Annotated in this window: 22 protein-coding genes; 7 read left to right on the top strand and 15 right to left on the bottom strand. The window is 65.4% G+C overall.

Annotated elements, in window-relative coordinates:
- The first annotated feature begins 193 nt into the window (after positions 1–193).
- Positions 194–1,882, top strand: a complete 1,689-nt coding sequence (locus ACPPVR_RS33100; protein ID WP_426610716.1) for a methyl-accepting chemotaxis protein — start codon at positions 194–196, stop codon at positions 1,880–1,882.
- Between the two features lie 3 nt (positions 1,883–1,885).
- Here the strand turns inward: ACPPVR_RS33100 and ACPPVR_RS33095 are convergent, their stop codons facing one another.
- The 6 genes from ACPPVR_RS33095 to ACPPVR_RS33070 form a co-directional block, all read right to left on the bottom strand.
- Complete coding sequence (locus tag ACPPVR_RS33095) at positions 1,886–4,579, bottom strand: DUF2339 domain-containing protein (RefSeq protein ID WP_426610715.1); 2,694 nt, start codon at positions 4,577–4,579, stop codon at positions 1,886–1,888.
- Between the two features lie 48 nt (positions 4,580–4,627).
- The gene (locus ACPPVR_RS33090; RefSeq protein WP_426610714.1) at positions 4,628–5,587 is read right to left on the bottom strand and encodes an NUDIX hydrolase; all 960 of its coding nucleotides are present in this window, start codon (positions 5,585–5,587) and stop codon (positions 4,628–4,630) included.
- A 25-nt stretch (positions 5,588–5,612) separates the two neighbouring features.
- Positions 5,613–6,119 carry a tyrosine phosphatase family protein gene (locus tag ACPPVR_RS33085; RefSeq protein ID WP_426610713.1) on the bottom strand — a complete coding sequence of 169 codons (507 nt, stop codon included), beginning with the start codon at positions 6,117–6,119 and terminating at the stop codon, positions 5,613–5,615.
- 126 nt (positions 6,120–6,245) lie between these two features.
- A complete protein-coding gene (locus ACPPVR_RS33080) occupies positions 6,246–6,872 on the bottom strand; it encodes a YfbR-like 5'-deoxynucleotidase (RefSeq protein ID WP_426610712.1) in 627 nt (208 codons plus the stop codon).
- A complete protein-coding gene (locus ACPPVR_RS33075) occupies positions 6,869–7,495 on the bottom strand; it encodes a DNA-3-methyladenine glycosylase I (protein WP_426610711.1) in 627 nt (208 codons plus the stop codon). Before ACPPVR_RS33075 ends, ACPPVR_RS33080 begins: the two co-directional genes overlap by 4 nt.
- Positions 7,492–8,373, bottom strand: a complete 882-nt coding sequence (locus ACPPVR_RS33070) for a YgfZ/GcvT domain-containing protein (RefSeq protein WP_426610710.1) — start codon at positions 8,371–8,373, stop codon at positions 7,492–7,494. The genes ACPPVR_RS33075 and ACPPVR_RS33070 overlap by 4 nt, the downstream gene beginning before the upstream one ends.
- Positions 8,374–8,474: 101 nt before the next feature.
- Between ACPPVR_RS33070 and ACPPVR_RS33065 the strand changes: the two genes are divergently transcribed.
- The 5 genes from ACPPVR_RS33065 to ACPPVR_RS33045 all read left to right on the top strand — a co-directional run bounded on the left by ACPPVR_RS33065 (position 8,475) and on the right by ACPPVR_RS33045 (position 12,558).
- The gene (locus ACPPVR_RS33065) at positions 8,475–9,809 is read left to right on the top strand and encodes a dihydroorotase (protein WP_426610709.1); all 1,335 of its coding nucleotides are present in this window, start codon (positions 8,475–8,477) and stop codon (positions 9,807–9,809) included.
- 139 nt (positions 9,810–9,948) lie between these two features.
- A complete protein-coding gene (locus ACPPVR_RS33060) occupies positions 9,949–10,818 on the top strand; it encodes a sulfurtransferase (RefSeq protein WP_426610708.1) in 870 nt (289 codons plus the stop codon).
- Positions 10,819–10,914: 96 nt separating this feature from the next.
- Complete coding sequence (locus tag ACPPVR_RS33055; protein WP_426610707.1) at positions 10,915–11,616, top strand: RNA polymerase sigma factor; 702 nt, start codon at positions 10,915–10,917, stop codon at positions 11,614–11,616.
- 90 nt (positions 11,617–11,706) lie between these two features.
- Entirely contained in the window at positions 11,707–12,228 is a 522-nt protein-coding gene (locus ACPPVR_RS33050) for a DUF4142 domain-containing protein (RefSeq protein WP_426610706.1), read from the top strand.
- A gap of 9 nt (positions 12,229–12,237) precedes the next feature.
- Complete coding sequence (locus tag ACPPVR_RS33045) at positions 12,238–12,558, top strand: cupredoxin domain-containing protein (RefSeq protein WP_426610705.1); 321 nt, start codon at positions 12,238–12,240, stop codon at positions 12,556–12,558.
- A 165-nt stretch (positions 12,559–12,723) separates the two neighbouring features.
- Here ACPPVR_RS33045 and ACPPVR_RS33040 read toward each other — a convergent pair whose 3' ends face one another.
- From ACPPVR_RS33040 to ACPPVR_RS33025, 4 genes are all read right to left on the bottom strand, one after another.
- A complete protein-coding gene (locus ACPPVR_RS33040) occupies positions 12,724–12,990 on the bottom strand; it encodes a hypothetical protein (protein ID WP_045005124.1) in 267 nt (88 codons plus the stop codon).
- Between the two features lie 283 nt (positions 12,991–13,273).
- Positions 13,274–13,651 carry a TIGR02301 family protein gene (locus ACPPVR_RS33035; RefSeq protein ID WP_426610704.1) on the bottom strand — a complete coding sequence of 126 codons (378 nt, stop codon included), beginning with the start codon at positions 13,649–13,651 and terminating at the stop codon, positions 13,274–13,276.
- A 53-nt stretch (positions 13,652–13,704) separates the two neighbouring features.
- Entirely contained in the window at positions 13,705–14,139 is a 435-nt protein-coding gene (locus tag ACPPVR_RS33030; protein ID WP_426610703.1) for an NUDIX hydrolase, read from the bottom strand.
- Positions 14,140–14,151: 12 nt separating this feature from the next.
- The gene (locus tag ACPPVR_RS33025) at positions 14,152–14,652 is read right to left on the bottom strand and encodes a hypothetical protein (RefSeq protein WP_426610702.1); all 501 of its coding nucleotides are present in this window, start codon (positions 14,650–14,652) and stop codon (positions 14,152–14,154) included.
- A 63-nt stretch (positions 14,653–14,715) separates the two neighbouring features.
- Between ACPPVR_RS33025 and ACPPVR_RS33020 the strand changes: the two genes are divergently transcribed.
- Positions 14,716–15,480, top strand: a complete 765-nt coding sequence (locus ACPPVR_RS33020; RefSeq protein WP_426610701.1) for an SOS response-associated peptidase — start codon at positions 14,716–14,718, stop codon at positions 15,478–15,480.
- A gap of 168 nt (positions 15,481–15,648) precedes the next feature.
- On the opposite strand, the gene ACPPVR_RS33015 is transcribed toward ACPPVR_RS33020, so the two are convergent.
- The 5 genes from ACPPVR_RS33015 to ACPPVR_RS32995 form a co-directional block, all read right to left on the bottom strand.
- Entirely contained in the window at positions 15,649–16,842 is a 1,194-nt protein-coding gene (locus ACPPVR_RS33015) for a CaiB/BaiF CoA transferase family protein (RefSeq protein ID WP_426610700.1), read from the bottom strand.
- Between the two features lie 37 nt (positions 16,843–16,879).
- Positions 16,880–17,809: a glycine reductase gene (locus tag ACPPVR_RS33010; protein WP_426610699.1), complete on the bottom strand. Its 930-nt coding sequence runs from the start codon at positions 17,807–17,809 to the stop codon at positions 16,880–16,882.
- A gap of 279 nt (positions 17,810–18,088) precedes the next feature.
- Positions 18,089–18,670 carry an NUDIX domain-containing protein gene (locus ACPPVR_RS33005; RefSeq protein ID WP_426610698.1) on the bottom strand — a complete coding sequence of 194 codons (582 nt, stop codon included), beginning with the start codon at positions 18,668–18,670 and terminating at the stop codon, positions 18,089–18,091.
- Between the two features lie 18 nt (positions 18,671–18,688).
- Positions 18,689–19,141 carry a GNAT family acetyltransferase gene (locus ACPPVR_RS33000; RefSeq protein WP_426610697.1) on the bottom strand — a complete coding sequence of 151 codons (453 nt, stop codon included), beginning with the start codon at positions 19,139–19,141 and terminating at the stop codon, positions 18,689–18,691.
- Positions 19,138–20,565: an FAD-binding oxidoreductase gene (locus ACPPVR_RS32995; protein ID WP_426610696.1), complete on the bottom strand. Its 1,428-nt coding sequence runs from the start codon at positions 20,563–20,565 to the stop codon at positions 19,138–19,140. The genes ACPPVR_RS33000 and ACPPVR_RS32995 overlap by 4 nt, the downstream gene beginning before the upstream one ends.
- Positions 20,566–20,578 lie beyond the last annotated feature (13 nt).

Raw genomic sequence — 20,578 nt, 5'->3', positions numbered from 1 at the left:
ACGTTAAGTGTCGAGAATCGGCAAATCAGTAGTTCCACTAGGTTCTTGTTAACGCCTGTTTGCAACTATTAGCGCAATCTTACCGGATAAGAACCAGCCAGCATTGTTGGAATGACCCCCACCTCGTCGTCCGTCGTGACGATTGCGGTGCAGGTCAGTTGTGCGTTGCCGGGTATCATCGGGATTTGTTGTGATGTCGAAGTTGTCGATCGTCTTCAAGCTTCTGACCGTGTTGTCGGTCCTCGTGCTCTCGCTCGCCGGCGTCGGCGTGGTGGCGATCGGCACCATGCAGAACATCAACTCTCATACCGTCGAGATTGCGCAGAGCTGGCTGCCGAGTGTGCGCGCCCTCGGCTCGATCCGCGCTGACGTCAACGAGCTGCGCGTCGCGCTCCGTCTGCACTTGATGCAGGACAATGCCGAAGGCAAGGAAGCGGCCGAGAAGCGCCTCGCCTCGCTGCGCGAACGCATCGAAAAGACGCGCAAGACCTACGAGGCGCTGATCACGACCGCCGAAGAGCGCTCCATTTACGAGCAATGGACCAGGGCGTGGGGTGATTATTTGAATGGCGTGCAGGACGTGATGGCGCTGTCGCGCAAGAACCTCGGCCGCTTCCCGACCGACGCCAACGAGCTGTTGCAGACCAAGGTCGCGAAGATGGCCCAGGCCGCCGACCCGCTGCTGACGCAGGATATCGAACTCAACAACCGCGGCGCCGAATCGGAGACGAAGCAGGCGGCCGACAGCTACGCCACGATCTTCCGCGTCCTCGTCGGCATCATCGTGGCCTCGGTCGTGATCGCGATCGGCGCGGCCTACTATCTCGTGCGCGACGTCTCTCGTGGTATTGCTTCAATCATCAGCCCGATGCAGGCCCTCGGTGAGGGCGACCTCTCGGCCGAAGTGCCGCATCGCGGCGAGAAGACCGAGATCGGCTCGATGGCGGATGCGCTCCAGATCTTCAAGGAGGCACTGATCGCCAAGAAGGCCGCCGACGCGGCCGCGGCCGCCGACGCCGACGCCAAGATCGAACGCGGCCGCCGCGTCGATGCCATCACCCGCAAGTTCGAAGCTATGATCGGCGAAGTCGTCGGCACCGTCTCCGCGGCCTCGACCGAGCTCGAGGCGTCCGCGACGACGCTGACCAGCACCGCGCAGCGCGGACAGGAGCTCGCGACCGTCGTCGCGGCTGCGTCCGAGGAAGCCTCCACCAACGTCCAGGCGGTGGCCTCGGCCTCGGAAGAGCTGTCGTCCTCCATCACCGAGATCAGCCGCCGGGTGCAGGATTCGGCACGGATGGCGGCGGAAGCCGTCGAGCAGGCGGGGCGCACCAACGAGCGCGTCAACGCTCTGTCGCAGGCCGCCTCCCGGATCGGCGACGTCGTCGAGCTCATCAATACGATCGCTGGCCAGACCAATCTCCTGGCGCTGAACGCGACCATCGAGGCGGCGCGCGCGGGCGAAGCCGGCCGCGGCTTCGCCGTCGTCGCCTCCGAGGTCAAGGCGCTGGCCGAACAGACCGCGAAGGCGACGGGCGAGATCGGGGCGCAGGTCACGGGCATCCAGGCCGCGACCGGAGAATCCGTCAGTGCCATCCAAGAGATCGGCGGCACCATCGAGCGGCTGTCCGAAGTGGCGGCGGCCATCGCCGCCGCCGTCGAGGAGCAGGGCGCGGCCACGCAGGAGATTTCGCGCAACGTGCAGCAGGCCTCGGTTGGCACGCAGGAGGTCTCGTCGAACATCACCGACGTGCAGCGCGGTGCGATCGAGACCGGCGAGGCCTCGAGCGAGGTGCTGTCGGCGGCAAAATCGCTCGCGAGCGACAGCACGCGTCTCAAGGTCGAGGTCGCGCAGTTCCTGGATTCGGTCCGCGCGGCCTGACGTTTACGCGCTTGCCTGCGGCGCCGGCGGCGGGACCTGCCGCCGGAACAGGATGCGCTGGTAGAGCCAGCCGATCGCAACCAGCACGATGCCGAGGCACATGAACGACAGCGCGCGATAGACGCCTGTCAGCGTCGACATGTCGATCACGAAGGCCTTCAGTATCGTCAGCGCGATGACGGCGGCAGATGCCAGCCGCGCCCGCTCGGAATTGACGACGACACCGATGCCGAGCAGGACCATGCCGAAGGCGAGCCAGCCGATCGAATAGGTGTATTGCTCGGCGCCCGTCGTCTCGCCGCTGCTGAGGATCGGCCCGTGATAGAAGCGGCGGATCTCCAGCGTGACATAGACGAGCGCGAACACCAGCGCTGCGCCCGCGATGGTGTTGGCATAGGCCTTGCCGCGCGCGTCGACCACCGCATAGGCGAGCAGCAGCATCAGTACCGCCGGTAGCGCGTAGCCGAGCAACAGCAAATTGAACACAGCGCCGCCGACATCGATGCGCCACAGCAGGGGGTTCTCCATGATGAGCAGGCCAAACAGGCCGACGAGGCCCGCGATGGCCGTGAGTGCGACCGCGCCGACATTGTGCACAATGCTGCGGCTTCGCAGCCGCAACCGCTCAAGCCCGATCGCCATGGCCAGCGCCACGCAAACCTGGAGTGCGCATTCGAGCAGTGACGGCGCTGCCGTCATGTCGCCGTCGGTGGCGAGATGGCGGATCTCCATGAAGGCGAGCAGCGCGGTGAACAGGATCGCGGCAGCCTCCACCATGCGCAGCGGCGCGTCGTCGCCGCGGCGGCGCAGGAAAATGCTTGCCGTCCAGAACGATGCCGCCGGCAGGCCGTAGCCCCATAGCAGCCAGTTGAAGATCGGCGTGGTGCCGACGGCGTCGCCGACAATGCGCGGATCATAGCCGATGCGCGCGGTGACGAGGCCTGCGAAGATGGCAGCGAGCCAGCGCAGGAACGGGATCGGCCGCTGCATCGAGATCCAGGCGGTGCCGAGCGACATCAGCGCCAGTGCGATGGTGAGCCAGCCCTTCTCCAGTGCAAAGGTCAGCGCCAGCGCCAGCGCACCGAGCGTGCCGGTGGCAAACAGCGCGGTGGAGATCGCAACGCCCGGCCGGGTCTCGCGGCGGGTGAGCGTTTCGGTCGCAGCCGCGAAGGCGGCGGCGAGCAGCACGGCGAGGATCGCAAACGGGATCGAGCGGTCGAGATGGGCGATGCGCGCGTAGAGCGCGACCAGGATCGCGATGGGCGTGGCGACGGCAGCCGCCGACCACACTACGGGGATGATCGCCGAACTCGATCGGCCCTGTGCGAGAAAGCCCGCGATGCCGAAGCCGGCGGCAAAGATCGCGGCCATCACCAGATGCAGCGTCACCGCGCTGTCGGTCGCGACCGGTCCGATGCCGGGCATCGGTCCGCCCGGCAGCACCAGCATGTCCGGATTGGCACGGACCGCCCATTCGGCGAACACGATGAAGACGGCCGCTGCCGCCGCGCCCAGCGCGCCGGTCGCCGCCGGCGCATGCCAGGCGACGAACAATGTTGCGCCGATGAGGAGGGTGAAGGCGATCAGCGCCAGATCGGCATGCGCGCTCGACAGCACGATCAGCATCGCGCCGAACAGATAGGCGCCGAGCGCGTTCGACGAGACCGGCTCGATCTGCCCATACTCGATCGTCGGGCCGAACATGAAGCCGCAGACCACGAGGAGGGCCGCGAGCACAAAGCCTGCGATCACGTGGAAAGCGTGCGGCGCGACCTGCAATTCGCCGAGATCGAGCCCGGGAAAGATCCAGAGCACGGCGAAGACGATGGTGGTCACGGCCAGCCAGCGCCACAGCCGGATGCGGGCGAGCCCAAAGCTCGCGGCGGTGACGATGGCGAGATAGACGTAGAGCGCCCAATAGTCCGGCTTGCCGCTGGAGACGAGGACCGGCGTCACGAAGGCGCCGACCACGCCGAGGCCAGCGAGCGCCGGTCCATGCAGCAGCGCCGCGGCGAGCGTGCCGAGCGCGACGAGGCCGAGCAGCACGAAGGCGGTGGCGGGCACCAGGAAGCCGTAGAGCGCGTAGGCTGCGTAGATGGTCGCAAACGCCACCGCCGTCCCGGCGGCGGTGAGGATCGCGGGAATGTTGGCGATCGGCACAGCGATGTTGGAGATACTCTCCTTGCGCCGCGACCATTCGCCGGCGCCGAGTAGAGCCAGCGCGAAGAGGCCGCCGAGGAAGACGCGTACGCCGGGGCCGATGAGGCCGGCCTCGATCGAATAGCGCACCATGAAGAAGCCGCCGAGCGCGAGCGCAAGGCCGCCGATCCACACCACCCAGCGGGTGCCGAGCCGTTCCTCGAAGCCGGGCTCTGCGGCCGGCACGGGAGGCGGCGCGATATTGTCCGCAGCCGCCTCAATCGGCGGCGGTGAAACATGTTCGGTGACGAGCGGCGGCGCCGGCTCGATTTCGGGCGCAAGCGGCGGTGGCTCTGCGGCGGTTGTCGCGGGCGCTTCAGCCTGCTCCTGCGCCTGCATAAGCGGCGGTGGCTGGACCTGTCGCTGCGCATACAGCATCGCCTCGAGCGTGTTCAGCCGCCGGCGCAGCTCGGCCGCCTGGCTGGAGGCCTTGATCGCGATCAGGAAGGCGATGATCGCAATGATCATCGCAATGTCGTCAAACGAGCTGTCGAACATGAAGCCTCCTGGCGACCGGCGCGCATGGGCCGACCGCGCAATCTTAACCTAACGCCGGGAGCGCACGCGCAAGCCGGGCGCCGGCCGCTCCTGGAGCACGTCGCGGCGGAAGCGGTAGAGCGCCGCCGGCCGTCCACCGGTCTGTGTCGACATCACCCCGGTCGGTTCGACCAGGGCTTCCATTTCGACAAGGCGGCGGAAATTCTGCTTGTGCAGGTGCCGGCCGGAGATCGCCTCCACCGTGTACTGCAATTCGGTAAGTGTGAACTCGGCCGGCAAAAGTTCAAAGACCACAGGGCGATACTTCAGTTTTGCGCGCAGCCGCGCGATCGCCGTGGCAAGGATCCGCCGGTGGTCAAACCGCATCGAGGTGCCGAGCGCGGGCAGCGCCTTGCGCGCCAATGCCGCAGGGCGGCCGTCACGCCGCGCCTCCTCGATCAGCCCGGCCTCATAAAGCAGCTCGTAACGGTCGAGCACGCGCTCCTCGTCCCAGGGCGCCCCGTCGAGGCCGAAATAGAAGCGGACACGATCCTTGCGCGGCAGCGCGCGCGTGGTCTCGGGCGTTTCCTCCTCGGCCCATCTCGTCAAAGCCGGGATGATGTCGCGGGCGATGATCGCGGGCGGCGCCTCGCGCCAGTCCTCCCAGGGAAAGAAGCGATACCAGGGCTCGAAGCTGGCCGCGGTCGCCGCGCCATCAGCGGCGCGCGTCAGCGCGAGATAGCCGATCGACACCATATGCGCGCCGGTGTCGCCGGTCTCCGCATGCCGGCCGCGATCGCCAAAGGTGTAGAGCTGCTCGACATAGCCGAGCCGCAATCCCGCCTGCGCCTCAACCCAGGCGCGCAGGCCGATCTCGAAGGTGCGGTGGCTTGGCGCATCGAACGGACCGAACGGCAGGCCGGCCAGCCCGTCACTGCTGTGCGCGGTGAGGACCAGCGGCTCATGATCCTCGATCGCGACGATCGCCGCGGTCAGGCCGATCTCGATCGGCGTCAGTCTGTCGCTCATGCGGCAGCGATCGCAGGCGCTGGGGTCATTCGAGCTCGATCACGAAGGGGCGGCCCTCGACCATCATCGCGCCCGGGCCCATCTCGTCGAGCGCGCGCAGCATGCGGCCGTTGCGCCCCAGCGCGCGGTCGGCAAGGCTGACGATGCGCCGGTTCGGTGAGGCGATCGGCGAGGCCGCGCGGATCTTCCTGGCGATCTCGATCTCGTCGCGATCTGGATTGAGCGCGCAGACGGTTGCGAACGCACTCGCGGTGGAGCGGCTGATGCCGGCATAGCAATGCACCACCAGCGGCGCGTTGCGGTCCCAGCCGCGGACGAAGTTCAGCACCTGATCGATATGGGCTTCGGACGGCGCGACAAAGCCGTCCATCTCCTCGGTGATGTCGTCCATCGACACCTTGAGATGGTTGGCCGGCAGCACCGACACCGGCCGCACCACCTGCTCGACATTGGCCATCACGGTCAGCACGTGGCTGGCCCCGGTGAGGCGGACGGTTTCGGGAAGGGCGGCGAGGGAACAGACGTGGATCATCGGGGGGACCTTTTTGCCGGCGATTATAGCGAGCGCTCGTAGGGTGGGCAAAGCGAAGCGTGCTCACCACGCCTGTCGCAACCGCGAAAAGATCGTGGGCACGGCGCAAACGCGCCTTTGCCCACCCTACGAGGCCAACGCAAACACCGCGCCAAACCGCTCCAGAAACTGCTTCTCGGCCCGCGCCGCGGTCCATGGCGTGAGATAATCGCGCCGGACGCTGTCGGAGAGGCCGGGATCGCGGCCGAACAGGCGTTTGGCCTCGGCATCGCCAAAGCCGGCGAGTTCGGTCGCCTCGAGGTAGGCTGCGCCGCGATCGGCGGCCTTGATGGCTAAAGTGATCTCCTCGGGGAGCACCGGCGGCAGGCCGAAGCGGATGTGGATAGCGCCGAGCAGGCGCTTCTCGACCGCCTTGTAATGGCCGTCGAGCACGGCCTTGAACGGTGAGATCATGTCGCCGATCACATATTCAGGCGCATCATGCAGCAGCGCTGCGAGCCGCACGCGCTGGTCGACGCGCGGTGATTCGTGGCGCATCACCGTTTCCACCAGCAGCGTGTGCTGCGCGACCGAGAAGATGTGCGCGCCAATGGTCTGGCCATTCCAGCGCGCGACGCGGGCCAGCCCATGCGCGATGTCGCCGATCTCGACATCGAGCGGCGAGGGATCGAGCAAATCGAGCCGCCGGCCCGACAGCATGCGCTGCCAGGCGCGGGATTGTACGTCGCGCGCGGCCGTCTTCTTGGCGGTCATTTGACTTTGAGGCGGGGCTTGCGCTGCGTCTTGCTGCAGCTCGCATGGCAATGGCAGTCGACGAGATGATCGTTGACCATGCCGGTTGCCTCCATGAAGGCGTAGACGATGGTCGGGCCGACGAATTTGAAGCCGCGCGACGACAGCTCCTTGGAGATTTGCACCGACAGCGGCGTCGAGGCCGGCACGCTCGCGGTGGTCTTGAATTGGTTGACCTGGGGCCGGCCGCCCATGAAGTCCCACAGCAGTTTTGAGAAGCCCGGCCCCTTCTCCATGATCTCCAGATAGGATTTTGCGCTGAGGATCGTGCCGTCGATCTTGGCGCGGTTGCGCACGATGCCGGCATCGTTCATCAGCGCGTGCACCTTCTTCTCGTTGTAGCGCGCGATCTTCTCCGGCTGGAAATCGTCGAAGGCTTTGCGGAAATTGTCGCGCTTGCGCAGGATCGTGATCCAGGACAGGCCGGCCTGGAAACCGTCGAGAATCAGCTTTTCATATAGCGCGCGGTCGTCATATTCCGGCACGCCCCATTCGGTGTCGTGATAGGCGACATAGACCGGATCTTCACCAGGCCAGGGGCAGCGCGTCTTTCCGTCGGGATGCAGGCGAGGAGCGCGGCTCATGCGATGGGCTGCTTGGTTGGAATGCGCACGACCTCTGGCTCTGCGAGCTTCAACGTGATGCCGCCGGCGCTGAGCGGCTGGTTTGCATCGAGCGCATCGGCGACACGGTCGATGCGCACCAGCGCGATGCCCTTGCCGGCGGCTGTCGAGCCGATGGTCCCGACCGGCTTGTCGCCGGCGAGAATGGTGGCGCCGGTCTCGGGCGAGGGCCCATCGAGCAGCACCTTCACACTGCGCGTGCGCGCGGTGCCGCGATGCTGCATGCGCGAGACGACCTCCTGGCCGACATAACAGCCCTTGTCGAAATCGACGCCGGCCAGACGGTCCATGTTGGTCTCGTGCGGGAAGGCATCGCTGTACATGAAGTCGAGCCCGCCGCGCGGCACGCCGAGCGCGATTCGGTGGGCTTCATATTCGGCGGCATCGACGAGTTCGGCGCCGATGAGATCGGACAGCTTCTGCTTGAGATCTTCGGGGATCAGGATGCGATAGCCGATCTCGCCATTGCGCGGGTCGGTGAAGGTGAGGTCCGGCTGGGCCGCAAGCGGGCCGCCCCAGGCCGCGAGCACGCCGAGACTGTCGGAGAGGTTTTCCACCGTCACCTTGGCGCGCAGCTTGTAGAATTTCAGCTTGGTGGCGAGGCCATCGGCCAGCGCCTTCGGACAGTCGATCAGGAACCCGCCGCCATGGCCGGCAGGCGCCTCCGTGATCAGGAAATCGACGATGATCTTGCCCTGCGGCGTCAGCAGCGCACCGAATCGCCCCAAGCCCGGCTTGAGCCTGTCGAGATCGGTCGTGATGAGGCCGTTGAGGAAGTTGCGCGCATCCTCGCCCGCGACCTTGACCACGCCTCGGTCGGGAAGAAACGCTGATTTCATGCGAAAATCTCTTGCGACATGTTGCTCCGGAACGTAAGCCCGCAAGGATTAAACGACAAGACCTCGAGCCCTGCGCTTGGGGATGAGAGAGGCCTTCAGCCATGACCCAGCGTTTCGACGTCATCCTCAAGGGCGGCACCGTGGTCAACCAGGACGGCGAGGGCGTTCGGGATATCGGCATCACCAACGGCCGTATCGCCGAGCTGGGCCCGCTGTCGCAAACCTCCGCCGCGGAGGTGATCGACTGCAAGGGCCTGCACATCCTGCCCGGCGTCATGGACACGCAAGTGCATTTCCGCGAGCCCGGGCTGGAGCAGAAGGAAGACCTCGAGACAGGTTCGCGCAGCGCCGTGATGGGCGGTGTCACCGCCGTGTTCGAGATGCCGAATACCTCGCCGCTCACCGTGACGGAGGCCACCTTCACCGACAAGGTGAAGCGCGCCCATCACCGCATGCATTGCGATTTCGCCTTCTTTATCGGCGGCACGCGCGAGAACGTGCAGGATCTGCCCGTGCTCGAACGCGCGCCGGGCTGTGCGGGTGTCAAGGTGTTCATCGGCTCGTCCACCGGCGCGCTGCTGGTGGAGGACGACGAGAGCCTGCGCCGCATTTTCCAGGTGGTCCGCCGCCGCGCCGCCTTCCACGCCGAAGACGAATACCGCCTCAACGACCGCAAATCGCTGCGCATCGAGGGTGATCCGCGCTCGCATCCGGTCTGGCGCGACGAGACCGCAGCGCTGATGGCGACGCAGCGTCTGGTCAAGCTCGCGCACGAGACGGGCAAGCGCATCCACGTGCTGCACATCTCGACCAAGGAAGAGATCGAGTTCCTGCGTGACCACAAGGATGTCGCCTCCTGCGAAGCGACGCCGCATCATCTCACGCTGGCCGCACCGGAATGCTACGAGCGGCTCGGCACGCTGGCGCAGATGAACCCGCCGGTGCGCGGCGCCGATCACCGCGCCGGCATCTGGCGCGGCATCGAGCAGGGCATCATCGACGTGCTCGGCTCCGACCACGCCCCGCATACGCTGGAAGAGAAGCAGAAGACCTATCCCGCTTCGCCCTCCGGCATGACCGGCGTGCAGACGCTGGTGCCCCTCATGCTCGATCACGTCAATGCCGGCCGCCTGTCGCTCGCCCGCTTCGTTGATCTCACGAGCGCCGGCCCTGCGCGCCTCTACAACATGGCCTGCAAGGGCCGGATTGCGGCGGGCTACGACGCCGACTTCACCATCGTCGACTTGAAGCGCAGCGAAACCATCACCAACAAATGGGTCGCCTCCAAAGCCGGCTGGACGCCCTATGACGGCGTGCGCGTTACGGGTTGGCCCGTCGGCACCTTCATCCGTGGCCGCCGCGTGATGTGGCAGGGCGAACTCGTGACGGCCTCGCAAGGCGAGCCGGTGCGGTTTCTGGAGACGCTGAAGGCGTAAGGTGCCGCCACACTCTCGTCATTGCGAGCGCAGCGAAGCAATCCAGACTGCTGCCGCGGAAAGACTCTGGATTTCTTCGCTTCGCTCGCAATGACAAGGGGAGAGGTCTACACTTCCTCTCGAACGGGAGTGCAGTCCGATGTCCCAGCCAACGGCCCTCATCACCACCGAACAACTCGCCGCCATCCTCGGCGATCCCAATCTCCGCCTCTACGATTGCACGACCTACAACGAGCCGGTGCCGCCGGGCAGTGACGTGCCCTATCGCGCGGTGCCCGGCGACAAGACGTTCGCGGCCGGCCACATCCCCGGGGCCGATTTCCTCGACCTGCAAGGTGAGTTCTCCGACACCTCTGCGCAACAGTTCTTCATGATGCCTGGCGTCGCCCAACTCGAAGCCGCCTTCGGCCGTCATGGCCTCGATGCGACCAAAACCGTCGTGCTCTACAGCATCGGCACCATGATGTGGGCGACGCGGTTCTGGTGGATGCTGCGTTCGCTCGGCGTCGATGCGCGCGTGCTCGATGGTGGTTTCGACAAATGGAAGGAAGAGGGGCGGCCGGTCGAGACGGGAGCGCCGAAGGGATATCCGGCCACGACCTTCAAGGCCGCGCCACGCGCCGGCTTCTTCGTCGACAAAAATGCGGTCGCTGCACGGATCGGAGATCCCGCAACCGTCATCGTCAACGCGCTCGGTCCGCAATTCCATCGTGGCCTCGAGCCGAGCCGCTACGGCCGACCCGGCCGCATTCCCGGCAGCGTCAATGTTTCGGCGGCAACGCTCGTGAATGCCGACAAGACGCTGACGATGCTTGCAGATGCCGAAGCGAAATTCGCCGCCCAAGGCATCACCCGCGACAAGAACGTGATCTGCTATTGCGGCGGCGGTATCTCGGCGACGATCGATTTGTTGCTGCTGACGCAACTCCGCTACGACAAGCTCACGCTCTATGACGCCTCGATGGGGGAGTGGGCGCGGGATCCGGCGCTGCCGATCGAGACGGACTAGGATGCCGCACTCTTAACCTTCCCCTTGGGGGTAAGAAAGGCCCGGAACCTTTCTCTCAGGCTTGCATCTAATGTCCCGAAAGCTGGAGACGTGCCCGTGACTGCTATCCATCGCACCGCAACATTTCCGGCCTTGGATGCCAGCGCGCCGGAGGCGGAGCTAATCCGCCGCGCGCAGGCCCGCGACGAGGCCGCGCTGCGCACCATCATGCAGGCCAACAACCGCCGGCTCTACCGGCTCGCCCGTGGCATCCTGCGCAACGACAGCGAAGCCGAGGATGTGGTGCAGGAGACCTATGTCCGCGCGTTCACGCATCTCGACCGCTTTCGTGGCGAGTCCGGCCTGTCGACATGGCTGTCGCGCATCGCGATCAACGAGGCCTTCACCCGGGTGAGGAGCCGGAAGCCGCACGTCCAATTGGACATGTTGCCGGAGTCCGTGCTCGAAGCGCAGATCATCCGGTTTCCCCTCTCGTCCGCCGCAAGCGATCCGGAAAAGTCCATGGCCCAACGTGAGATCCAGCGCGTCGTCGAGCACGCGGTCGACGAATTGCCAGATGTCTTCCGTATGGTCTTCATCGCGCGCGTGATGGAGGGAATGACCATGGAAGAGACCGCCGAGCTGCTCGGCGTCCGGCCCGAAACCGTGAAGACGCGGCTGCACCGCGCGCGCACGATGCTGCGCGAGAACGTCGAGAAGAAGATCGGCCCGGTGGTGATGGATGCGTTCCCGTTTGCCGGCCAGCGCTGCGAGCGCCTCACGGAAGCCGTGCTGAAACGTCTTGGGGCAGGCACGTAATTTTTCGGGAACGTTCGCGCGGAATTCTCATCCAACTCCTGTGCAAAGCAACGCGCCGGCAAAGCCTCGGCGCCACAGGAGTGTCAAACTATGTTCGTCCGATTGAGCGCGGCGATCGCTGCGATCGCCCTTTTGTCCAGCCCTGCGCTCGCGCAAGGCGCCAAGCCTACCGATCCCCAGATCGCGCATATCGCCTACACCGCGGGGGTTCTCGACATCAACGCCGCCAATCAGGCGATGAAGAAGGCCAAGAGCAAGGACGTCAAGGCGTTCGCCGAGGACATGCTGAGGGATCACGAGGCGGTCAACAAGCAGGCGCTCGCGCTGGTCAAGAAGCTCAACGTCACGCCCGAGGACAACGACACCAGCCGCGCGCTGTCGAAGCAGGCGAGCGACAAGCTTGCGGAGCTCGACAAGCTCGACGGCGCGGCCTTCGACAAGGCCTATGTCGCCAATGAGGTCGCCTATCACAAGGCGGTCAACGGCGCTCTGGAAACTCAGCTCATCCCCTCGGCCAGCAATGGGGAGCTGAAGAGCCTGTTGCAGACGGGTTTGAAGATCTTCCAGGGGCATCAGCAGCACGCCGAGCATGTCGCGGCGATGCTGAAGTAGAGGGCCGCTATGAAACCGGGATGGCTGTCTTCGGTCGCGGGTGCGATCGCGTTCGCGTCGATGGTCGTCCCGGTACAGGCGGCGACCGTTCAGATCACGATGGAGAATTTGGTGATATCGCCGGCTGAGGCCTCCGTGGAGGTCGGCGACACCGTCGAGTGGATCAACAAGGACGTCTTCGCGCACACTGCAACCGCTGGAAACGGCGACTTCGACGTGAATCTGCCAGCGAAGAAATCAGGAATGATGGTCGTGAAGAAGGCCGGGACGGTGGAATATTACTGCCGCTTTCATCCCAACATGAAAGCGACGCTCAAGGTCGTGCCGTAGCGTTCCCGGTCGTTTCGGGAAAACGTCCCGGTCATCGCGAGACTAATGCTTGTCTCGGGTCTGCGGCTTCCATGCGATAAGCGCGGCAGACTTCGCGAACCTTCGCAAAGTCATTCATCCGTAGACTGGCCCCGCCCGCGTGGCGGGGTCATTTTCGAAAAGTGTTTATTGCCGGGAAATGTCGACGGAGAATTCGCCGTTGCGGATGCGGGCGGGAAAACCCTCGACGAACTTCGCCACCGCGTCTTCGCCATAGGTGCCGACGAGCTCGGCGAGCGCCGCAAACAGGCTCGCTTGCGCCAGGCAGTCGCCGTCGACGCCGTCATGGCGCGCCTCGGCCCAGGCTTCGTTGAGATAGCTCAGCGCGGCCTGTTTCTGCTCGTGATCGGGCAGCGGCGCGCGGGCGGGGGCGTAGGACACTGGATGGCTCATGAAACTCGACGGGGGCTGGGGCGCGATCCACGGCGATGCGCTGGGAAAGTGGTGTAGCACGCGGATTAACGCCCGCTAGGCCACATCTTTAGGAACGGTTAACGGCTGTGAACAAAGTCGATGACAGAGTTCCGGCTGCCAAACCCTCATGGTGACGAGCGTGCGAAGCACGCGTCTCGAACCATAGAGGCCCCGGTGCGGCAGCCGCGCCTTTCATCCATCGAGACGCGCGTTCCGCGCTCCTCAGGATGAGGGATTCAAGAGCCAGTTTGACGGAGGGAAATCAGTTCGCGTATCTCGCCGTGAGGTCGCGCGAGATCTTCGAGCCTTCCTCGATATAGCGGCGGATCGCGACGGTGGCGGCCGGTGTGCAGCTCCGGTAGGTCTGCTGAAAACCGTTATAGCCGCGGTTGAAGCCGGCGATCATGCGGGTGCGGCGCTCGCCGGCCGGGGTTTCGGCGTCGATTAGCGCCTGCATCTCACTGCGCCATTTGTTGCCTTCGTTGGACCCGCAGATGCCGCGCAGATAGTGCAGGCCGCCGAGGATCTCGGCCAGCCGCTGCAAATCGGCGTCAAACGGCGCCGCCACGTCCTGGGCCCGGGCGGGCACGGAGGCGCAGGCAAGAATCAGGGCAAAAATGGCCAGAAATCGCGTGGACATCGGCGGCGTGTATGCCCCCTCAGGGCGATGGACGCAAGGCAGGGCGGAGGTCTTCAGGACCCGATCAGCCGGCGGGCGGACTGGATGACCTCCTCCAACCCTCCGGTCAGCTTGAGGTCGCCGAGGCTCGCCAGGGCGTCCGGGTCGATCCAGCGGAAATCGTCGAGCTCGTCATTGAGAGCCGGTTCCTTGCCCACCCAGCGGGCCGCAAAGGACATGATCAGATAATGGCCGGCCCCGCTGGCGGCCGGCAGCACCTCGCGCCAGCCGGCGAGCCCTACGATCTCGATGTCGAGCCCGGTCTCCTCGTCGATCTCGCGGCTCAGTGCCTGGTGCAGGGATTCGCCGAACTCGACCCGGCCACCCGGCAGCGAATAGAAGCCCTTGGCCGGCGAGCGGGCGCGGCGGACCAGCAGCACCTTGTCGTCGCGGAAAATCGCGGCCGAGACCGCGAGCTGGGGATGGTTGGGCTGGACGACCGCGGTCATATCTACCCTGGCTCAATTCGCCATGATGGTGTCGACGTCGGCTTCCGCGCCGCCATTGATGATGCCGCCGCAGGCCGCGATCAGCGGCTTGACCCAGAGTGCGGCCTGTTCGGCGAGGCGGACGCGGGTCGTGTCCTTCTCGACCTCGCGCATGGCCGAGCCGACCGCGGTCAGGATCGAGGTCATGGTGTCGGTGATGTTGTCGAACTGGGCGCGCACGGCTGGCTCGGCCTTCTCATAAGCTTCGATGGCGAGGTCGCGCGCCTTGAAATTCGAGGCGGTGAAATGCTCGGCATAGGACAGCGGCGACCAGGTCAGAAAATCTTCGGCGCATTCCGGCATGTCCGGGACCATTTCCAGCAGCATCACGGCTTCATTGAAATGGTTGAGATAGTCAGTGGCAAGCCCGGTCCGCGGGTTGATGTTGGCCACGCGCAGCCGCTCGGCCCAGGCCGCGGCCTCGGGCCCCGTCTGTCCATGCGTCCGCGCGGCTTGGGAGACCGTTGAGCTCATCTGCCGCAGTGTTAACGTCCGGGGTTAAAAGGACCTGAACGGACCCTATATGGACACCCAAGGATGTGTGGACGCTTCGTCATAACTTCGGCCCCCGCGGCTTTGCGGCAACTGTTTGGCTATGTCGAGCAGCCGAATTTCCCGCCGCGGTACAATGTTGCGCCGACACAACCGATTCCAGTTGTGCTGGTCGAGAACGGCGCGCGCCATTTCCGCCTGATGCGCTGGGGCCTGTTGCCGAGCTGGGTCAAGGACCCCCGCGGATTTACGTTGCTGATCAACGCCCGCTCCGAGACGGTGCTAGAGAAGCCAGCCTTCAAAAAGGCTATACGCCGGCGGCGCGGCCTGATCCCGGCTGACGGCTATTACGAATGGAAGGCGGTCGACGGCCGCAAGCAGCCTTTCTTCATTCATCGCGCCGATGGCGCGCCGCTCGGCTTCGCCGCAGTGTTCGAAACCTGGGCCGGGCCGAACGGCGAGGAGGTCGATACGGTCGCGATCGTGACCGCGGCGGCAAGCGAGGACCTCGCCGCGCTGCATGACCGCGTGCCGGTGACCATCAGCCCGCGCGATCTCGAGCGCTGGCTCGATTGCCGCGGCGACGACGTCGACGGCGTTCTGTCGCTGATGGTCGCCCCGCGCATCGGCGAGTTCGCCTGGCACCCGGTCTCCACCCGCGTCAACCGCGTCGCCAATGACGATGAGCAATTGCTGCTGCCGATCAGTGCGGAGGAGATGGAGGCCGAGGCGGAGACGTCGAAGCCGAAGCGGGCGGTGAGAAAGGCTGCGGCTGGATCGGCGGATGACGGGCAGGGGTCGTTGTTTTAGGCGAGGTGGCGCTCCAAAACATAATGTCGTCCCGGCGAAGGCCGGGACCCATACCCCCAGGACGCAGTTATTGCGCGCGATCGTGGTGGGCAACCTTCGCCAAACTCAATTTCGTGGTTATGGGTCCCGGCCTTCGCCGGGACGACAATTGAGTTTGTAGCGGCGCTCTCACACAATTTCCCTAGCCCTCAGCGCCGCGATCTCCGCCGCATTGAACCCGAGCTCGCCCAGCACCGCGTCCGTATCCGCGCCCAATTCCGGCGCCATGCGGTCGAGCCTGCCGCCGCCGTGTGCGAGCTTGAACCCGCTGCCGGCAAAGCGCAGGCGGCCATAGGGCGTGTCGAGCTCCTGGATCGCGCCGCGGGCCTTGATCTGCGGATGGTCGATCACCTCCTCGATCTTCCAGATGCTGGCGCAGGGCGCGCCGGCGTCTTCCAAAATCGTCTCCCATTCGCGCGCAGGCTTCGCCGCGAGCGCCTCTTCGATGATTGCGCGGAGCGCCGGCTCGTTCTCGTTGCGCGCGAACCAGTCGGCGAAGCGCGGATCGGACAGCGTATCCTCGCGGCCGAGCGCAGACATCAGCGCGCGGTATTGCTTCTCGTTGTTGACGGCGAGCAGGATGTAACCGTCGCCGGCCTTGAAGAGATTGGCCGTGGTCTTGCGGCTGACGGCTTGGTTCCCCGAGAGCTGCTGGCGATGGCCCGCGACCGACCAGTCCGCGATTTGCCCCGAGAGAAACGCCATCGTCGCCTCCAGCATCGAGACATCGACGAACTGCCCCTTGCCGGTGCGGTCGCGCTGGTACAACGCGCTCGACACGCCGAACGCGGCGGTCGCGCCCGAGAGCACATCGCATACCGCAAAGCCCGCGCGTGTCGGCCCGGTCTCGGGATGGCCAGTGATCGACATGATGCCCGACAGCGCCTGCATCTTGCCGTCATAGCCGGGCCGCAAACGATCGGGCCCGGTCTGGCCGAAGCCGGACACCGCGCAATAGATCAGCTTTGGATTGATCACCGACAGGGCCTCATAGCCGATGCCGAGCTTGTCCATCACGCCGGGGCGAAAATTCTCCATCACGATGTCGACCTGCGCGGCGAGCTTCTTCACGATCGCGATCGCATCGGGCTTTTGCAGGTCGAGCGTCAGGCTGCGCTTGTTGCCGTTGATGGCCTGGAATGCGGGGGCGAGCCCGCGCTCGGCCCATTCACGCGACAGCGGCGTGCGGCGCATGTCCTCGCCCTCGCGCCGCTCGACCTTGATGACGTCGGCGCCAAGCAACGCGAGCTGGTAGCTCGCATAGGGGCCGGCCAGCACTTGCGTGAAGTCCAGGATCTTCACGCCCTCGAACGGTCGCGTCACGTCGCTCTCCCCTTTTGATTATCGTTGTTGGAGGACGTCAGGCGGCGCGATTGCCGCGCGCGATTTCCTTCTGCTTGTCGAACTCGGCGCGGCGGCGCGCCAGCTCTTCCGGCGAGAGCTGCGCAACATTGTTGTAATCGAGCTTCCAGGAGGCGTCCTCGCTCCAGCGCAGCGGTGACTGCATCGTGGTCTGCGGGCCGCTCGCGGTCTCCAGCAGTTTGAGCGCCAGCTCGAAGGTCTGCGACTGCGAGGCGACGTCATGCGGCTTGCCCGCGGAATTGCCGAGCGGGAAGTCGGAGAACAAAAAGCGCGGCACGGCGGCGTGCTCGATGATGTCCTTGGCGCAGCCCATCACCACGGTCGGAATGCCGCCTGCCTCGAGATGCCGCGCCACCAGCGCCGTGGTCTGGTGGCACACCGGGCAGTTCGGCACCAGCACGGCGATATCGACCTGGTCCGCGAGGCACCGCGCCAGAATCTCCGGCGCGTCGGTGTCGAGGGTGACGCGATGGCTGCGGTTGGTTGGCGCGCCGAAGAAACGCGGGGCGACTTCGCCGATGCGCCCGGCAGCGGAGGCCTTCAGAAGTTGCGGCAGCGGAAACCAGGTGCCGTTGTCGGTCGCACTGGTGTGCTTGCGGTCGTAGCCGATGTGCGAGATGCGCAGATCATGCTGCTTGGCGGTGTCGCCGTCATAGACCTGGTAAAACTTCGCGCCGCCGTTGTACGCCGCACCCGGCCCCTGGTCGCCCTTGGTCGGATCGTACGGTGCGGCCGTGGTGATAAGGGTAACGCGAGATTGTGCCAGCTTCTTCTTGAGCGGCTGGAACGGCGCCTCGGTGTAATGCGCCCAGCGATACGCCGTGGCGTAGCCGATCGCCGTGTAATAATCGCGCGTGCGCTGCATATAGGGGACGGGAGCATCGTAGTCGGGCGCAAAGCCGAATTCATCGTCGCGCGAAGCGGACATGGGGCGCGTCTCCTGTGGTTCTTGGTTAGGACCAGACTAGAGATAGTCGGCGGGTAGCTCAACAGGGAGCGGGGCGGCGCAGGCCAGAATTGCATTTCGCAAAGGAGACGCCGCTCGGTAGGTGCGCTCCCTCGCCCCGCTCGCGGGGAGAGGGTTGGGGTGAGGGGGAGTCTCGGCGAGGGAGGTGACAGCGAGACTCGTGGAGAGTCCCCCTCACCCGGATTGCATCTTCGATGCAATCCGACCTCTCCCCGCAAGCGGGGCGAGGTGAAGAAGCCGCTACCGAAACAGATGCAGCGCCGCATATTGCAGCAGCATGATCGCCTTGGCGTCGATGATGCGGCCGTCGGCGATCATCACCAGTGCCTCGTCGATGCCGAGCTCCAGCACCTCGATGTCCTCGCCTTCGTGCGCCAGGCCGCCGCCGGCGCTGACCCGCATTTCCGGCTCGTACTCGGCGACGAAGAAATGCAGCTTCTCGGTCACCGCGCCGGGGCTCATGAAGGCCTCGAACACCTTGTGGACGTCGTGCAGGCGGTAGCCAGTCTCTTCCTCGGCCTCGGCGCGGATGCGCATCTCTGGCGAGGCATCGTCCAGCACGCCAGCGGCTGCCTCGATCAGGAGATCATCGTAGCCGCGGATAAACACCGGCAGACGGAACTGGCGCACCAGGATCACGGTACGCCGGGCGCGATTATAGGGCAGCACGGCGGCGGCGTTGTCGCGTTCGTAGGTTTCCCGGTGCTGCGTCTGCCATTCGCCATTGGCGCGCCGGTACTCGAACGTCGTGTTCTTGAGGGTGGTCCAATTGTCCGAGAGCACGCGGACGTCCTTGATGCGGACGCGATCGGAAATGGTCATTGCTGTCTTCCAGTAGGGCTACGTTGTGGGAGCGCGGCCATCGAGCCACTTCTGGAACATCACCGAGGTGGATTCCTCGAAGCCGAGCGAGGCGTAGAACGCATTGGCCTGCGCATTCTCGCGGCGGACCAGGAGCTGCAGCTTTGCGATTCCCGCCTGGCGCAGCCAGTCCTCGGCCGCGGCCATGATCACGCGGCCATGGCCGCGCTTGCGGCCATCAGGGTCGACGGCGACGTAATAAACCCAGCCGCGATGGCCGTCATGGCCGACCATGACGGTGGCAACGATCGCGCCGCCATCGCGGCCAATCAGGACGGTGGAGTTGTCGCGCCGACGCGCCAGCGAGATGTCGGCATGCGGATCGTTCCAGGGCCGCGTCAGGCCGCAGCGCTGCCACAGCGCGACCACCGGCTCGACATCGGCATCTCCAATCGCATCGATCGTAAGGGCAGGAGAGACGGACGTGTTCACAGCACTTTCCCCGGATTCATGATGCCATGCGGATCGAGCATCGCCTTGATCGACCGCATCAGCTCGATCGCGGTCTTGTCCTTCACGTCCGGCAGCTCGTCGCGCTTGAGTACACCGATGCCGTGCTCGGCCGAGATCGAGCCGCCCATCCGCAGCACGATCGCGAACACCACCGCGTTCATCTCGTGCCAGCGCGCCAGATAATCCGTGGTGTTGGCGCCGATCGGCTGGCTGACATTGTAGTGCAGATTGCCGTCACCGAGATGGCCGAACGGCACTGGTCGCGCGCCGGGGATCAACTTCACCACAGCGGCATTGGCCTCCGTGATGAAGTCCGGCACGGTGGCGACCGGCACGGAGATGTCGTGCTTGATCGAGCCGCCCTCCGGCTTCTGCGCCGATGACATCTCGTCGCGCAGCTTCCAGAAGCCGGCGCGCTGGGTGAGGTTGGCCGCGATCACGGCGTCGTCGACGATCTCGTCTTCCATCGCGCGGGTCAGGATCGTTTCCAGCGGCGCGCGGGCATCGTCACCGGGTGAGGACAATTCCATGAGCACGTACCAGGGATGCTTCGCCTGGAGCGGATCGCGCACGTCGATGCCGTGGCGGATCGAGAAGTCGACCGCCATCTCCGACAACAGCTCGAAGCTCGTCAGCGCATTCGCAGCCTCGCTTTGTGCGATCGTCAGCAGCTTCAGCGCCGCGTCGGGCGACTTCAGCCCGACGAACGCCGTCTCGATCGCCCGCGGCTTCGGAAACAGTTTCAGCGTCGCGGCGGTGATGATGCCGAGCGTGCCTTCCGCGCCGATGAAGAGGTTGTGCAGATTGTAGCCGGTGTTGTCCTTTTTCAGCTTCGACAGCAAATTGAGCACGCGCCCGTCGGCCAGCACCACCTCGAGCCCCAGCGCCATCTCGCGCGCGACGCCATAGGCGAGCGCGGCCGTGCCGCCGGCATTGGTCGAAAGATTGCCGCCGATGGTGCAGCTTCCTTCGGCGCCGAGCGATAGCGGGAACAGCCGGTCGACCTCGGCGGCCTTCTGCTGCGCGATTTGCAGCACCACGCCGGCTTCGCAGGTCATGGTGTTCGAAGCGACGTCGACCTCGCGGATCTTGTCGAGCCTTCGCAGCGACACCACCACCTCGCCATTGTGCGGGGTCTGGCCGCCGACGAGCCCGGTATTGCCGCCCTGCGGCACCAGCGCGATGTTGTGCGCGGAGGCGAGCTTACAGATCGCAGAGACTTCCGCCGTCGTGCCCGGGCGCAGCACCAGCGGCGAGCGGCCGTGAAACAGATTGCGCTCCTCGGTGATGTAAGCCTCGATGTCGGCCGCATCCGTGATCGCATGGCGGTCGCCGACGATCTTGCGGAATTGGTCGATCAGGTCGGGCGCAAGCGGAGGGGTGGCCGATTTATTGATGTTCATGTCCTCGTCTCTT

Source organism: Bradyrhizobium sp. McL0616, assembly GCF_049993385.1.
Lineage (GTDB): Bacteria > Pseudomonadota > Alphaproteobacteria > Rhizobiales > Xanthobacteraceae > Bradyrhizobium.
Note: the sequence above shows the minus strand (reverse complement) of the source record. Positions and strands in the feature narration are given on the sequence as shown.